The organism is Micromonospora sp. C31 (genome assembly GCF_018070575.1).
Taxonomy (GTDB): Bacteria; Actinomycetota; Actinomycetes; order Mycobacteriales; family Micromonosporaceae; genus Micromonospora.
In genome coordinates this window covers 154,722-169,444 of record NZ_JAGPXN010000005.1, presented here as the reverse complement: position 1 = coordinate 169,444, position 14,723 = coordinate 154,722, and the positions used below count along the sequence as shown (strand labels likewise).

Below are 14,723 nucleotides of genomic sequence, written 5' to 3'. Positions count from 1 at the left end.
GGGACGAGGAGGTGCCACCATGATCCATCACGTCCAGCTCGCCTGCCCACGCGGCTCCGAGGAGGCGTCGCGGGCCTTCTACGCCGGCGTGCTCGGGATGAGCGAGAAGCCCAAACCGCCCGCGCTCGCGGCCCGCGGCGGCTGCTGGTTCACCGGTCACGGCGCCGAGCTGCACCTGGGCGTGGAGGACGACTTCCGCCCCGCCCGCAAGGCCCATCCGGGCCTCCTCCGGCCGGACCTGGACGCGCTCGCCGCCCGGCTGGCCGCCGCCGGCTACCCGGTCACCTGGGGTGACGACGAACTGCCGGGCATGCGCCGCTTCCACTCGCAGGACGCGCACGGCAACCGACTGGAGTTCCTCGCCCCGATCGACTGACCGCCGTCGCCCCGCCCCTGGGCTGCTGAGGTCGGCTCGGGGGCTGAGTCGCCCGTACGGGCTCGGTGGGTGCCGGGGCGGTTGGAGGCGACGAAGGGGCCGCTTGGTGGCCGGGGTGGTTGGAGGCGACGGAGCGGGCGGTCTGGTGGCCGGGGTGATTGGCGGCGGAGGGAGGACTGGGCCTGCGGGCGGTTGGGGACGGCAGAAGGGCCGGCCCCCGGGGTGGGGGTCGGCCCTCTGTGTCGTCGTTGCGGTGGTTCGTTGGTCGGGTGGTGTGGCTGTTTGTCGGGTCAGGCGGTGTAGCCGCGGGTGGCGGTCCAGTCGGCGAGGTTGTCGATGCTCATGCGGTAGGTGGCCTGGTCGGGGTCGGCGGAGTCGGCGATGGTGACGGTGTTGCCGTTGTCGCGGTAGCCGACGACGCTGATGTAGTGGCCGCCTTCGAAGGAGTGGGTGGTGCCGTCGGTGTCGGTGGCGGTGCCGGCGATGTTGGCGACCACGGCGTGGCCTTCGTCGATGGCGGTGACGATGTCGGCGCGCAGCTTGTCGGTCTGGGTGTCGTCGGCGGCGGAGTCGCGGATCTCGACGGACTGGTAGGCGTCGCGGCCGGTTTCCTTGTTGAGTACGGGGGTGATGTCGTTGATGGAGTTGGTGCCGGCTTCGGTGGTGCCCATGAGCTTGGCCATGGCGTCGACGTCGATGTTCTTGCCCTGGACGCTGAGGGCGTTGCGGGCGGCGGCGGGGCCGCAGTAGTAGAAGTTGGGCTGGGCTTCGTAGCGCACGCCGAGCTCACGCTCGCCGCCCTTGCGGTCCTGGGCGGTGGCCGGGACGGTCTTGGCCTGGGCAGGCGAAGCGAAGGCGGTGACGGGGCCGGCGATGGCGCCGCTGGTGACGGCGAGTCCGGCGGCGGTCAGGGCGGTCTTGCGCAGGATGTCGGTACGCATGATGTCCGGCGCCTCCCGTTCGGGGGTACGCGGACACGCGCCAAGGGGAGCGGGCGTGCCGCGAAGGGGAAAGGGGTCGAGATCGGGGGTGCGCCCCTTGCGAGGGGGTGGGGCGCGAGGGGTGGGGCGTGGTGCGGGGGGTGTAACGACGCGGGCCTGGCCGGCATTCCGGCCTCGCCCCGGCCCGCGGTGAGGGGCCTGCGGGGGGGTCACGCGCTCACGGTGGTTACAACGACCGGGGCTGGCGGCCCATGCCCACCGGCCGGGTGACCCGCCCCACCCCACACCCCCGCAAACCGGACGGCCCGCCCCACGTGACACTCCGCAGACCGGACAGCAAGCCCGAAACCGGACGCCATGCCGCTGGCTGCCCGCAGAGCGAGCCCCGTGCCCTGCCCGGCCCGTGCCCTGCCCGGACATCGTGCCCTGCCCGGCCCGGCCCGTGCCCTGCCCGGACATCGTGCCCTGCCCTGCCCTGCCCGGCCCGCGCCCTGCCCGGACACCGTGCCCTGCCCGACCCGGGCCGGCCGCTCCACCGTCCGCCGCCGCGGCAGCAGCCGCAGGCGCGGGAGGGCCGCATGATGATCAGGATCCCATGGACGTTATCCGGCTGGTTTACGGTCCATGGCGTCCTGATCACTGTGGCTCAGCGTCGTGATGACAGCGGGGGCGGGTGGATGCTCTCCGGAGGCTAGGTTTGTCGGCCCGCCGGACGCCTGGCGCAGGGGGGTTGGCGCTACGGGAACGGTCCCGCGCGGGGAGCGGGGACCTGGGCTCACGTCACCGTGCCGGCCGGGCCGGGTGGGTGCCTCTCGGACTTCTCAGGCGTGGCGTCCGTCGAACGGAGCCGGTCGGCTCGGGCCCGCGAGAACGCCGTGCCGCTCCGGCGGCGTAGGGAAGGGACGAACGGAGAACCCGGGTGACGCCACCCGGGTGGCCCTCCTCGGGCCGGCGGCGCGGCGGTTGCGACCATGACGGGCATGGAGATCTGGAGCAACCCGTCCTGCTCGAAGTGCGCCGCTGCCCGTACCGCGCTCGACGAGGCGGGCGTCGGGTACGCGGTGCGTCCGTACCTGGACCGGCCGCCGAGCGCGGCGGAGCTGACCGAGGTGCTACGCCGGCTCGACGCGCGCCCCTGGGACGTCTGCCGGACGCGGGAACCCGCCGCGGTTGCCCTCGGCATGGCCGACTGGCCACGGGACGAGGCAGCCGAGCCGCGCTGGATCGAGGCGATGGTGGCCGCCCCGGAGCTGATCCAGCGGCCCCTGCTGCTGCTCGACGACGGGGGAGCGCTCGTGGGACGTACCGCCGGGGCACTGATGGAGGCGGTGCGCCGCAGCGGCGCGACGCCCGGCGCCGACGCGGAGCCCAACCCTTCGACGGCTGGCACCGGCGCGACGCCTGGCACCGGCGCGGAGCCCAACCCTTCGACGGCTGGCACCGGCGCGGCGCCTGGCACCGGCGCGGCGCCTGGCACCGGCGCGACGGCTGGGACCGGCGGAGCTGGCCCTTCGCCGACCGCGCCGTCGGAGCGGCCCTCGCCCGCCCGGTAGCGCGTCACCGGCCGGGTACCGCGGGAACGCGCCGGTCGTAGGCGAACGACCGGACGGCACGCGCCGCCACGACGTCGACTGGCGTCGGCGGGGCTCAGCGCGCGTCGTCGGCGGGCGCCGTCGCCTCCGCGTGCCGGTCGCGCAGCCGGGCCCGGATCTCCTCCGGGGTGTACGCCCGGCGCCGCCGTTCCGCCCGGGCGATGACCACGCCCGACGCCGCCACCCCGGCGAGGCCGGCCAGCCCGAGCACCTTCCACCACCGCATCCGTTGCCGCATCGGCCTAGGGTAGACCCCCATGAGCATCAGCCTGGACGAGGCCGTGGAGCTGACCCGTACCGGTGACGTGTGGGTCTTCCGGGGCCGCAGCGTGCCCGACCGGGCCATCCAGTTGACCACGAACAGCCCGGTCAACCACGTCGGCATGGCGGTCGTGCTGGACGACATGCCGCCGCTCATGTGGCACGCCGAGCTGGGCAGGTCGCTGCCGGACCTGTGGAGCGGCACCCACCAGCGCGGCGTGCAGTTGCACGACCTGCGCGACGCCGTCTGCGTCTGGGCCAACCGGTACGGCCAGCGGGCCTGGCTGCGCCAGCTCGACCCGGCGGCCGACGTGGAGATGGAGAAGGCGGTGCTGCGCACCGTCGCCCGGCTCGACGGCACCCCGTTCCCGTCCACCGCCAAGCTCGCCTGGCGCTGGCTGCGCGGCCGGGTGCCGGCGGTGCGCGTGCCGGCCCTGCGCGGCCGGGTCCCGGCGGTGCGCTTGCCGGGCCTGCCGGGCCTGCGGGGCCTCGACGGCAACCGCCCCGAGGCCCCGGCGCCCGACCGCGCCGGGGCCGCCGCCGGGCCCGCACGCGCCGGGGCCGCCGCCGCACGCGAACGCGCCGGGGCCGCCGCGCGCGACCGTGCGCTGGAGACGGCGTACTGCGCTGAGGTGGTCGCGGTGACCTACGAGGCGATGGGGCTGCTTCCCGCCGGGCGGCGTCCCAACTGGTACGACCCGGGCCGGTTCTGGAGCGGCGACGACCTGGGTCTCGCGCACGGCGCCCGGCTCGGGGCCGAGATAGAGGTGCGTATACCGCCGCGCTGAGGTTTGGTCCGCCGTCCGGCCGGCAATTGGTGTCCCCGTGAGAGCCTCCACCGACCTGGACACGCTGACCGACTTCTTCGACCGGTACGGCGTGGCGCTGACCACCGGCGACGTGGCCGCCATCGCCGGCTGTTACGCCCTGCCGGGGATGGTGGTCGCCGACACGTACAGCTTCTCGTTCACCTCGCCGGCGGCGGTGGCGCTGTCCTTCGTGGGCGCGGCCCCCGACTACCAGGAGCGCGAGCTGGTCGCGGCGCACGCGGCCATCGAGGACGTGCTGCCGATGTCGGCGCTGCTGACCATGGTGACCGTGGAGTGGGAGTTCCTGGACTGCGGGGGCCGGGCGGTCCCCGGCGAGCGCTACCGCTACCTGCTGCGGGCCACCGACGACGGCCCGGTCATCTGCACCGTCCTGCGGACCGCCTGACCGCAGGCGGGGTCACCCTCCCGCCGACAGCGCCGGTCCCGGTCCCGGTCCCGGTCCCGGTCCCGGGTGCGCGGTGCGCGGTGCGCGGTGCGCGGACGGTCGCACCAGGTGGCCACCGACCGCTACGCTGCGCGGGACGACCGCGGGAGGAGGGGCATGCGCCGAGCACCAGGCAGGTCCTACGGCACGACCGCCGTCGCGTCCTCGCCGTGGATCGTGGTGTCCGTCGGAGTCGTGGTGATGGTGGTCCTGCTCGCCATCGCGCTCGGCACCTACCGGGGGCGCGGTCCCGCGTTCGACGCGCAGCCGGGCCCGCCGCTGCCCACCCTCGGCCTGGCCGACCCGGTGCCGTCGGTGACCAGCAGCCCCACGGCCACGCGGTCGCCGCGGCCGTCGGCCACGCCGTCGGCGCGTGCCACCGCCCGGCCCACCCCGAAACGGTCCACGCCCGACCGCAGCAGCGGCCCGCCGTCTCCGACCCCCAGCGCGAGCGGCGACGCGACGCTGATCGCGCCGCCGTCACCGTCGCCGTCGGCGTCGCCGGTGACCGGCCGCTATCGGGTGGTGGAGTCGTACGGGGGCGGATTCGTCGGGGAGGTGCTGCTCAGCAACACGTCGTCGACCGGTCGGGGATGGACGGCGCGGCTGACCTTCCCCGGAGCGCGGCTCGGCAGCGCGTGGGTCGAGGGCGCACCACAGGGGGCGGCGCAGCGGATCGAGGACGGTTTCACCTACCGCAGCGGCGACGACCTGCCCCCGGGCGCGTCGGTCGCGCTGCGGTTCTACGTCCAGGGCACGCAGAGCCGCCCGGCGAGCTGCACGGTCGACGGCGGCGCCTGCCGCCTCTAGCCCACCCCTTCCCTCCGGCCCGGCGCGAACCCGCCGGGCCGTTCCTTTGCAAGCTGTCTGCCGTGTTACGACTTTGTTTGCAAGGTATTGCAGAACGTTTCGGCAAGAGCTAGCGTGCGGGCCAGTCAGCGACCAGAGGAAGGCGTCGATGAAACCCCCGCCGATACCGCGCAAGGCCCTGCTCGCCCTCGTCTCCCTGCTCACCCTCACCCTCGTCGGCACCCCGCTCGCCGTACGTCAGCTCGGCGCCGACACCCCCGACGGCACCGGGCCGCTGCTCACCGCCGGCGCCGAGCAGTGGCGTGCCGAGCCCTCGGCGGAGGCGCTGCTCTCCGCCGGCAGCCGGCAGGCCCGCGCCGAGCAGTTCTACTTCGTCCTGCCGGACCGGTTCGCCAACGGCGACCGGCGCAACGACACCGGCGGCCTCACCGGCGACCGCCTCTCCACCGGCCTCGACCCCACCGACAAGGGCTTCTACCACGGCGGCGACCTCAAGGGCGTCATGGACCGGCTCGACTACATCGAGGGGCTCGGCACGACGGCCATCTGGCTCGCCCCCATCTTCAAGAACCGCCCGGTGCAGGGCAGCGGGGCCGACGTCTCCGCCGGTTACCACGGCTACTGGATCACCGACTTCACCCAGGTCGACCCGCACTTCGGCACGAAGGAGGACCTGAAGCGGCTGGTCGCGCTCGCGCACCGGCGGGGCATCAAGGTCTACCTCGACGTCATCGTCAACCACACCGCCGACGTCATCAAGTACGCCGAGGACAGGTACACCTACGTGGACAAGGCGACGTCGCCGTACACCGACGCGCAGGGGCGCCCCTTCGAGGACCGCAACCACGCCGACGGCAGCCGGGGCTTCCCGAAGGTGGACACGACGTCGTTCCCGTACACCCCGACGTTCGCGAACCCGGCCGACGCGCAGGTCAAGGTCCCGGCGTGGCTGAACGACCCGACGATGTACCACAACCGGGGCGACTCCACCTTCGCCGGCGAGAACAGCGAGTACGGCGACTTCTTCGGCCTCGACGACCTGTGGACCGAGCGCCCCGAGGTGGTGCGCGGCCTGACCAGGGTCTACTCCGACTGGGTGGCCTCCACCGGCGTCGACGGCTTCCGGCTCGACACCGTCAAGCACGCCAACCTCGACTTCTGGCCGCAGTTCAGCCAGGGCGTCGAGCGCGCCGCCGCGCGTGCCGGCAAGAAGGACTTCTTCATGTTCGGCGAGGTCTACAGCGCCGACCCGGAGATCACCTCGACGTACGTGCGGCGCGGCGGCCTGCCGGCCACCCTCGACTTCGCCTTCCAGGAGGCGGCCCGCGGCTACACCGCCGGCGACGGCTCCGCCAGGGCGCTCGCCGACGTGTACGCCCGCGACGACCTCTACCGCGCCCGCGACACCGACGCGCGCCGGCTGACCACCTTCCTCGGCAACCACGACATGGGCCGGATCGGCTCGTTCATCGCCGGCGGCGGCACCGACCCGGCCACCCACCTGCGCCGCGACCAGCTCGCCCACGAGCTGATGTTCCTGACCCGGGGCCAGCCGGTGGTCTACTCCGGCGACGAGCAGGGCTTCACCGGCCCGGGCGGCGACAAGGACGCCCGGCAGGACATGTTCGCCTCGAAGACCCCCGACTACCTCGACGACGACCTGCTCGGCACCGACCGCACCCACGCCAGCGACCAGTTCGACCGCGCCCACCCGCTCTACCGGGCCATCGCCGAGCTGGGCGCGCTGCGCCAGGCGCACCCGGCCCTGCGCGACGGCGTGCAGGTCGGCCGCTACGCCGCCGACGGCCCGGGCATCTTCGCCTTCTCCCGGATCGACCCGAAACAGCGCACCGAGTACGTCGTCGCGGTGAACAACGCCGCGACGGCGCAGACTGTCACCGTGGACACCTGGTCGGCCGGCGCCACCTTCACCGGCGTCTACGGCGCATCGGCCGCCCCGGTCGCCGGCGCGGACGGCAAACTCACGCTGACCGTGCCGCCGCTGTCGGCCGTGGTGCACCGCGCCGGCACGCCGATCGCGGCGCCCGACGCCGCGCCGAGGATCACGATCACCGCCCCGGCGCCCGGCGAGCCCGTCGCCACGAGGGCGGCCGTCACCGCGCAGGTCACCGGCGATCCGCTGGCCACGGTCACCGTCGCCGCCCGGGTGGCCGGCGGCAGGTGGACCCTGCTCGGCAGCGCCGAGACGGCCCCGTACACGGTGCACCACGACCTGACCGGGCTGGCCGGCGGCACGAAGGTCGAGTACAAGGCCGTCGTCCGCGACGCGAAGGGCCGCACCGCGACCGCCCGGTCCACCGCGACCGTGGGCACCCCGGCGCAGTCCGCCTCCCGGGAGTGGGCCGTGGTGCACTACCAGCGCCCGGCCGGCGGCTACGACGACTGGGGCCTCTACGCCTGGGGCGACATCGACCCGGCGTACGCGACCGAGTGGCCCAAGGGGCAGCCGTTCGCCGGCGAGGACTCCTACGGCCGGTTCGCCTGGGTGAAGCTCAAGCCGGGCGCGAAGTCCGTCGGCTTCCTCGTGGTGGACGAGGCCGGCAACAAGGACGTGGCACAGGATCGGACGATCGACGTGACGCAGACCGGTGAGGTGTGGGTCAAGCAGGGCGACCCGGCGACCTACCCGAGCCGGCAGGCCGCGACCGGCGAGCCCGACCCGCCGGTCGAGGACGGCACGGCCGTCATCCACTACCGCCGCGCCGACGGCAACTACGCCGGCTGGGGCCTGCACGTGTGGGACGGCGCCGCCAACCCGACGGACTGGGCAGCGCCGCTCGCCCCGGCCCGCATCGACTCCTTCGGCGCGGTCTTCCGGGTGCCGCTGGCCGCCGGTGCGACGGGGCTGAGCTACATCATCCACTCCGGTGACGAGAAGGACCTGCCGACCGACCAGCGGCTCGACTTCGCCGCCGCCGGGCGGGAGGTGTGGCTGCTCGCCGGCACGCCCGGGCGGCTGCTGCCGTCCACCGCGTCCGCCGCCGCCCGGGACGTCGACATCACGAAACAGAAGGCGCACTGGATCGACCGTTCCACCGTCGCCTGGCAGGCCGGGCCCACCGACGGCAGGACGTACGCCCTGGTGGCCGCCCCGGCCGGCGGGGTGGGCGTCGCCGACGGCGAGCTGGTCGGGACGTACACCACGCTGCCGTTGACCGCGCGGCGCAACGGGCTCACCGAGGCCCAGCGCGCGGCCTTCCCGCAGCTGTGGGCGCACGGCGCCTTCACGCTCGACCGGCGGGACCTGGCGAAGGTGCCGGCGGCCCTGCGCGGGCAGCTCCTGGTGACCGAGCGGGACGCCGGGGGCGCCCTGCTCGCCGCGACCGGCGTGCAGATCCCCGGCGTGCTCGACGACGTCTACGCCCGCGCCACCGACGCGCGGCTCGGGCCGACCTTCGCCGGCAGGGTGCCGACGCTGGCGCTCTGGGCGCCCACCGCCCGCACGGTCTCGCTCCAGCTCTTCGACTCGCCGACCGCGACGCCGCGGACGGTGGCGATGCGCCGCGACGACCGCACCGGCGTCTGGTCGGTGCGCGGCTCCCGCGACTGGACCGGCCGGTACTACCGCTACCAGGTCCAGGCGTGGCAGCCGGCGACGCAGCAGCTGGTCACCGCCTCGGTGACCGACCCGTACTCGCTGGCGCTCGCGCCGGACTCCACGCACAGCCAACTCGTGGACCTGACCGACCCGGCGCTCGCCCCGGCGGGCTGGGCGACGCTGCGCAAGCCGGCGGCGGTGCCGTCGACGAAGGTGCAGATCTCCGAGCTGTCGGTGCGGGACTTCTCCGTCGCCGACACCACCGTTCCGGCTGAGCGGCGGGGCACCTACCTCGCGTTCACCGACCCGGGCACCGCCGGCATGAAGCACCTGAAGGCGCTCGGCGACGCGGGGGTGACCCACCTGCACCTGCTGCCCGCGTTCGACTTCGCCACCATCCCCGAGCGCCGCGCCGACCAGCGGCAGCCGGCCTGCGACCTGGCCGCGCTGCCGCCGGACTCCGAGCAGCAGCAGAAGTGCGTCGCGGCGGTCGCCGACACCGACGGCTACAACTGGGGGTACGACCCGCTGCACTACACCGTGCCGGAGGGCGGCTACGCCGTCGACCCGGCCGGGGCGAAGCGCACCACCGAGTTCCGGCAGATGGTGGCCGGCGTCAACGGCGCCGGGCTGCGCGTGGTGCTGGACGTCGTCTACAACCACACCTCGGCGGCGGGCGCCGACCCGAAGTCGGTGCTGGACCAGATCGTGCCCGGCTACTACCACCGCCTGCTCGACGACGGTACCGTCGCCAACTCGACCTGCTGCGCCAACACCGCCCCCGAGCACGCCATGATGGGCAAGCTCGTCGTGGACTCCCTGGTCACCTGGGCCCGGGCGTACAAGGTGGACGGCTTCCGGTTCGACCTGATGGGCCACCACCCGAAGGCGAACATCCTGGCCGTACGCGAGGCGCTCGACGAGCTGACCGTCGCCCGCGACGGCGTGGACGGCAGGAAGATCCTGCTCTACGGCGAGGGCTGGAACTTCGGCGAGGTCGCGAACGACGCCCGCTTCACGCAGGCCACCCAGGCCAACATGGCCGGCACCGGGATCGGCACCTTCAACGACCGGCTCCGCGACGCGGTACGCGGCGGCGGGCCGTTCGACGCCAACCCCCGCGTGCAGGGCTTCGCCTCCGGCCTGTTCACCGACCCCAACGGCGACGACGTGAACGGCCCCACGGCCCAGCAGCGGGCCCGCCTGCTGCACCAGCACGATCTGATCAAGGTGGGGCTCACCGGCAACCTGCGCGGGTACCGGTTCACCGACTCGTCGGGCCGGCAGGTCACCGGCGCGCAGGTCGACTACAACGGCTCGCCCGCCGGCTACACCGCCGCGCCGGGGGAGGCGGTCACCTACGTCGACGCGCACGACAACGAGATCCTGTACGACGCGCTGGCGTACAAGCTGCCGCAGGACACCCCGGCGGTGGACCGGGCCCGGATGCAGGTGCTGGCGCTCAGCACGGTGGTGATGGGGCAGGGGCCCGGGTTCGTCACCACCGGCACCGAGCGGCTGCGCTCGAAGTCGCTGGACCGCAACTCGTACAACTCGGGCGACTGGTTCAACCAGATCCGCTGGGACTGCGCCCAGGGCAACGGCTTCGGCGCCGGCCTGCCGCCCGAGCAGGACAACCGGGACAAGTGGCCGTACGCCAAGCCGCTGCTGGCCGACCCGGCGCTGGTCCCGGACTGCGCGGCGATCGACCTGGCCGACGCCCGGTACCGGGAACTGCTCAAGATCCGGGGCTCCTCGCCGGTCTTCGGGCTGAGCACGGCGCAGCAGGTGCAGAAGCGGGTCGCCTTCCCGCTCTCCGGCGCGGCCGAGACCCCCGGCGTGCTCACTATGACGCTGGACGGCCGCGGCCTCGACGGACGCTGGAAGTCGGTGACGGTGGTCTTCAACGCCACGCCCGAGACGGCGACGCAGCGGCTGACCGGGCTGCGCGGGGCGGACGTGGCGCTGCACCCGGTGCTGCGGACCTCGGCCGACGAGGCGCTGCGGACGGCCTCCTTCGACCGGGCCAGCGGCACGTTCACCGTGCCGGCGCGCAGCGTGGCGGTCTTCGTGCAGCAGTAGTCGTGTCACACGTGTCCGGCCCCCTCCCGCTGAGCGGAAGGGGGCCGGAGCGTCCTCTGTGTCAGCCGATGCCGATCCAGGTGGTACCCGCGTGACTGTCGTCAGTTGGCGCAGCCGGTGACGTTGGTGCAGTTGCGGGGTTCGTTCTTCTTGATGATGGTCTTGTTGTCGAGGTTGACGGCGGTGGCGTTGCCGTTGTTGTGGATGCCGCCCGCGCCGGCGGGTTCGGCGGCGAAGTTGCCGACGATCTTGCTGTCGCGGATGGTGAGGACGGCGTTGTTGTCGTTGTAGATGGCGCCGCCCTGTTCGGCGTGGTTGCCCTTGAACTCGCTGTCGTAGAGGTTGAGGGTGTCGCCGTTGACCAGGCCGCCGCCGTTGTCGCCGGCGGTGTTGTCGGTGAAGACGGCGTGCTTGATGGTGGCGATGTTGTCGCTGTCGTGGTGGACGCCGCCGCCGTCGTCGGTGGCCTTGTTTTCGGCGATGATGATGTATTCCAGCAGCATGGTGGAGTCGCCGTCGTTGTGGATGCCGCCGCCGTCGTCGCAGGCGGTGTTGTGGGCGATCTTGGTGCGGGTGACGGTGAGGCGGGCGTCGTCTTCGCTGTGGATGCCGCCGCCGTCGTTGCTGGCCTTGTTGTTGGTGATCTGGCTGTAGGCGATGGTGGCGATGCCGTCGTCCTCGTTGGCGATGCCGCCGCCGTTGCCGCTGACCGCGCTGTTGCCGGTGGCGGTGTTGCTGTCGACGCGGGTGTCGTGGACGGTCAGTACGCCTTCGTTGTAGATGGCGCCGCCGTTGCCGCCGTTGCCGACGCCGCGGGCGTGGTTGTTGGCGAGGACGCTCTTGTAGATCTCGACCGTGCCGAAGTTGGCGATGGCGCCGCCGTTGCCCTGGTTGCCGACGCCGGTGACCCGGTTGTCGATGAGCTTGGTGTGCTTCAGGGTGGCCTCGCCGCCCTCCTGGACCAGCAGGGCGCCGCCGTTGGCGCTGCTTGGCGGCGGCGGGGGCGCGGTCACCTGGCCGCCCTTGAGGGTGAGGTCCTTCAGCGTCAGGTCGCCGCCGGAGGCGACCTCGAAGAACCGGAACAGTGCGGTGCCGTCGTGGAAGAACGTCGAGTTGTTGCCGAGGATCGTGATCCGCTGGTCGATGACGGGGAAGGCGTTGTTGCCGGTCTCCTCGGTGAACCTGTACGTGCAGTCCTTGGCCAGTTTGAACGCTCCGCCGTGGTCCTCGTTGGCCCTGTTCACCGCCTCGACCAGCACGTCGGTGTCACACGGCAGTTCCTTGGCGTCCTTACCGTGGTCCTTGCCGTCGCGGCCGTCCTTGCCGTCCTTGCCCGACCAGTCCTTGCCGTCCTTGCCCTGCCAGTCCTTGCCCTGCCAGTCGTCCTGGCCACCGCGGGCATCCTGCCCCTCCTGGCCCTTGCCGGCCTCGCCCGCACGGTCGTCGCGACCGGCGACGTCGTCCTTGGTGACCTGCTCGGCCGTGGACCACTTCAGATCGGCGAGACGTTCGGCGCCGACGGCGCCCGCGCTGCTCGCGGCGGCGACGCCGGCGAGGCTGACCACGCCGGTCAGCCCGGCGACGCCGGTGGCGAGCCACAGCTTGCGCCGGCTCTTCGGCGCGGTGTTCTCGGCGTTCTTGCGAAGGTAGTTGGACATCGGAGCTCTCTGCTCTCTCCTCGTACCAGACAGGGCCGCTCCGCCACCGCGGGCTGCCCTGGCTACAAATCGGTTGTAGCTACTGAGGCCAACCGTATGAGAGTTTTATTCTCTTCAAGGGCGTATCCGAATTAAACCCACGTTAGGGGTATGACGGGTCAAGGTAGGACGGCCCGGACGGCGAGGAGTTAGGCCCGCAGCCGTGCCGAACCGACGGCTTGCGTCACGGGTCGCCTCAACCGATCGAGAACTTGCGACGGGCTGGTGCCGTTCCGGCCTCCGAGACGGGGCTCGTCGTGAGCCGGCGTGTGCAGGAAGGGATCCCTTCCCACGTGTTCGGGGGAAGGGATCCCTTCGTTATGTGTTGGTTCAGTTGGCGCAGCCGGTGACGTTGGTGCAGTTGCGGGGTTCGTTCTTCTTGATGATGGTCTTGTTGTCGAGGTTGACGGCGGTGGCGTTGCCGTTGTTGTGGATGCCGCCCGCGCCGGCGGGTTCGGCGGCGAAGTTGCCGACGATCTTGCTGTCGCGGATGGTGAGGACGGCGTTGTTGTCGTTGTAGATGGCGCCGCCCTGTTCGGCGTGGTTGCCCTTGAACTCGCTGTCGTAGAGGTTGAGGGTGTCGCCGTTGACCAGGCCGCCGCCGTTGTCGCCGGCGGTGTTGTCGGTGAAGACGGCGTGCTTGATGGTGGCGATGTTGTCGCTGTCGTGGTGGACGCCGCCGCCGTCGTCGGTGGCCTTGTTTTCGGCGATGATGATGTATTCCAGCAGCATGGTGGAGTCGCCGTCGTTGTGGATGCCGCCGCCGTCGTCGCAGGCGGTGTTGTGGGCGATCTTGGTGCGGGTGACGGTGAGGCGGGCGTCGTCTTCGCTGTGGATGCCGCCGCCGTCGTTGCTGGCCTTGTTGTTGGTGATCTGGCTGTAGGCGATGGTGGCGATGCCGTCGTCCTCGTTGGCGATGCCGCCGCCGTTGCCGCTGACCGCGCTGTTGCCGGTGGCGGTGTTGCTGTCGACGCGGGTGTCGTGGACGGTCAGTACGCCTTCGTTGTAGATGGCGCCGCCGTTGCCGCCGTTGCCGACGCCGCGGGCGTGGTTGTTGGCGAGGACGCTCTTGTAGATCTCGACCGTGCCGAAGTTGGCGATGGCGCCGCCGTTGCCCTGGTTGCCGACGCCGGTGACCCGGTTGTCGATGAGCTTGGTGTGCTTCAGGGTGGCCTCGCCGCCCTCCTGGACCAGCAGGGCGCCGCCGTTGGCGCTGCTTGGCGGCGGCGGGGGCGCGGTCACCTGGCCGCCCTTGAGGGTGAGGTCCTTCAGCGTCAGGTCGCCGCCGGAGGCGACCTCGAAGAACCGGAACAGTGCGGTGCCGTCGTGGAAGAACGTCGAGTTGTTGCCGAGGATCGTGATCCGCTGGTCGATGACGGGGAAGGCGTTGTTGCCGGTCTCCTCGGTGAACCTGTACGTGCAGTCCTTGGCCAGTTTGAACGCTCCGCCGTGGTCCTCGTTGGCCCTGTTCACCGCCTCGACCAGCACGTCGGTGTCACACGGCAGTTCCTTGGCGTCCTTACCGTGGTCCTTGCCGTCGCGGCCGTCCTTGCCGTCCTTGCCCGACCAGTCCTTGCCGTCCTTGCCCTGCCAGTCCTTGCCCTGCCAGTCGTCCTGGCCACCGCGGGCATCCTGGCCATCCCTCTTGTCGTCCTTCTCGCCGGAGCCCGGGTCGGCCGTGCCGGCGTCGCTGACGTTCTGCCGCAGGGTCGACGACTGCGCGTCCGACAGCCGGTCCGCGCCGGCGGACTTGTCATCGCGAGCGGCCAGGCCGCCCAGTGCCGCCAGGCCGACCACGCCGGTCAGTCCGGCAACGCCTGCAGCCACCCAGAGTTTGCGCCGCCCTCGGGTCGGTGCACCCGTGGGGGCGCCACCGTCGGGAGTCGTTACGTCGTTGGACATCAGAGCCTTCCGCCCTTTCCTGCTGCCAGACGGGGTCGCACCACCTGAAGTGGCGCGACTGGCCACAAATGGGTTTGTAGCCTCTGATAGCCACCGTATGAGAAGGATCCTCGCGAGATACGCTAATCCGAGAAAACCGCGTATTCCCCTCACTCTGGACGTGACGCGTCAAGCCGACCGGTCCGGGCAGGAAGGGGGTGAGCAGCGCAGACGACGACGGGACCCGCGCAGGTGGCGACGGGTCCCATC

10 protein-coding genes are annotated in these 14,723 nt (G+C 72.2%); 6 read left to right on the top strand and 4 right to left on the bottom strand.

Going from position 1 to position 14,723, the window contains the following annotated elements:
* Positions 1 to 19 precede the first annotated feature (19 nt).
* Positions 20 to 376, top strand: a complete 357-nt coding sequence (locus tag KBX06_RS09575; protein ID WP_210833997.1) for a VOC family protein — start codon at positions 20 to 22, stop codon at positions 374 to 376.
* A 290-nt stretch (positions 377 to 666) separates the two neighbouring features.
* Here the strand turns inward: KBX06_RS09575 and KBX06_RS09570 are convergent, their stop codons facing one another.
* Positions 667 to 1,317, bottom strand: a complete 651-nt coding sequence (locus tag KBX06_RS09570) for a C39 family peptidase (protein ID WP_210833995.1) — start codon at positions 1,315 to 1,317, stop codon at positions 667 to 669.
* Between the two features lie 980 nt (positions 1,318 to 2,297).
* On the opposite strand from KBX06_RS09570, the gene KBX06_RS09565 reads away from it, so the two are divergent.
* Positions 2,298 to 2,870 carry an ArsC/Spx/MgsR family protein gene (locus KBX06_RS09565; RefSeq protein ID WP_210833993.1) on the top strand — a complete coding sequence of 191 codons (573 nt, stop codon included), beginning with the start codon at positions 2,298 to 2,300 and terminating at the stop codon, positions 2,868 to 2,870.
* 94 nt (positions 2,871 to 2,964) lie between these two features.
* On the opposite strand, the gene KBX06_RS09560 is transcribed toward KBX06_RS09565, so the two are convergent.
* Positions 2,965 to 3,147 (bottom strand): hypothetical protein, encoded by a 183-nt coding sequence (locus KBX06_RS09560; RefSeq protein WP_091630004.1) that lies wholly within the window; start codon positions 3,145 to 3,147, stop codon positions 2,965 to 2,967.
* Between the two features lie 19 nt (positions 3,148 to 3,166).
* Between KBX06_RS09560 and KBX06_RS09555 the strand changes: the two genes are divergently transcribed.
* The 4 genes from KBX06_RS09555 (at position 3,167) to pulA (ending at position 10,875) form a co-directional block, all read left to right on the top strand.
* Positions 3,167 to 3,958 carry a hypothetical protein gene (locus KBX06_RS09555; RefSeq protein WP_210833991.1) on the top strand — a complete coding sequence of 264 codons (792 nt, stop codon included), beginning with the start codon at positions 3,167 to 3,169 and terminating at the stop codon, positions 3,956 to 3,958.
* Positions 3,959 to 3,995: 37 nt separating this feature from the next.
* Positions 3,996 to 4,385 carry a hypothetical protein gene (locus tag KBX06_RS09550; protein ID WP_210833989.1) on the top strand — a complete coding sequence of 130 codons (390 nt, stop codon included), beginning with the start codon at positions 3,996 to 3,998 and terminating at the stop codon, positions 4,383 to 4,385.
* 156 nt (positions 4,386 to 4,541) lie between these two features.
* A complete protein-coding gene (locus KBX06_RS09545; RefSeq protein WP_210833987.1) occupies positions 4,542 to 5,234 on the top strand; it encodes a cellulose binding domain-containing protein in 693 nt (230 codons plus the stop codon).
* Between the two features lie 148 nt (positions 5,235 to 5,382).
* A complete protein-coding gene (pulA, locus tag KBX06_RS09540) occupies positions 5,383 to 10,875 on the top strand; it encodes a pullulanase-type alpha-1,6-glucosidase (RefSeq protein ID WP_210833984.1) in 5,493 nt (1,830 codons plus the stop codon).
* 101 nt (positions 10,876 to 10,976) lie between these two features.
* Here pulA and KBX06_RS09535 read toward each other — a convergent pair whose 3' ends face one another.
* Together KBX06_RS09535 and KBX06_RS09530 are read right to left on the bottom strand one after the other, a co-directional pair.
* Positions 10,977 to 12,533: a right-handed parallel beta-helix repeat-containing protein gene (locus KBX06_RS09535; protein ID WP_247685551.1), complete on the bottom strand. Its 1,557-nt coding sequence runs from the start codon at positions 12,531 to 12,533 to the stop codon at positions 10,977 to 10,979.
* A gap of 369 nt (positions 12,534 to 12,902) precedes the next feature.
* Positions 12,903 to 14,399, bottom strand: a complete 1,497-nt coding sequence (locus tag KBX06_RS09530) for a hypothetical protein (RefSeq protein ID WP_307854535.1) — start codon at positions 14,397 to 14,399, stop codon at positions 12,903 to 12,905.
* Between the last annotated feature and the right edge of the window lie 324 nt (positions 14,400 to 14,723).

Coding starts and splice junctions, on each gene's coding strand:
- KBX06_RS09575 (WP_210833997.1), top strand. CDS start 20: ATGATCCATCACGTCCAGCTCGCCTGCCCACGCGGCTCCGAGGAGGCG.
- KBX06_RS09570 (WP_210833995.1), bottom strand. CDS start 1,317: ATGCGTACCGACATCCTGCGCAAGACCGCCCTGACCGCCGCCGGACTC.
- KBX06_RS09565 (WP_210833993.1), top strand. CDS start 2,298: ATGGAGATCTGGAGCAACCCGTCCTGCTCGAAGTGCGCCGCTGCCCGT.
- KBX06_RS09560 (WP_091630004.1), bottom strand. CDS start 3,147: ATGCGGCAACGGATGCGGTGGTGGAAGGTGCTCGGGCTGGCCGGCCTC.
- KBX06_RS09555 (WP_210833991.1), top strand. CDS start 3,167: ATGAGCATCAGCCTGGACGAGGCCGTGGAGCTGACCCGTACCGGTGAC.
- KBX06_RS09545 (WP_210833987.1), top strand. CDS start 4,542: ATGCGCCGAGCACCAGGCAGGTCCTACGGCACGACCGCCGTCGCGTCC.
- pulA (WP_210833984.1), top strand. CDS start 5,383: ATGAAACCCCCGCCGATACCGCGCAAGGCCCTGCTCGCCCTCGTCTCC.
- KBX06_RS09535 (WP_247685551.1), bottom strand. CDS start 12,533: ATGTCCAACTACCTTCGCAAGAACGCCGAGAACACCGCGCCGAAGAGC.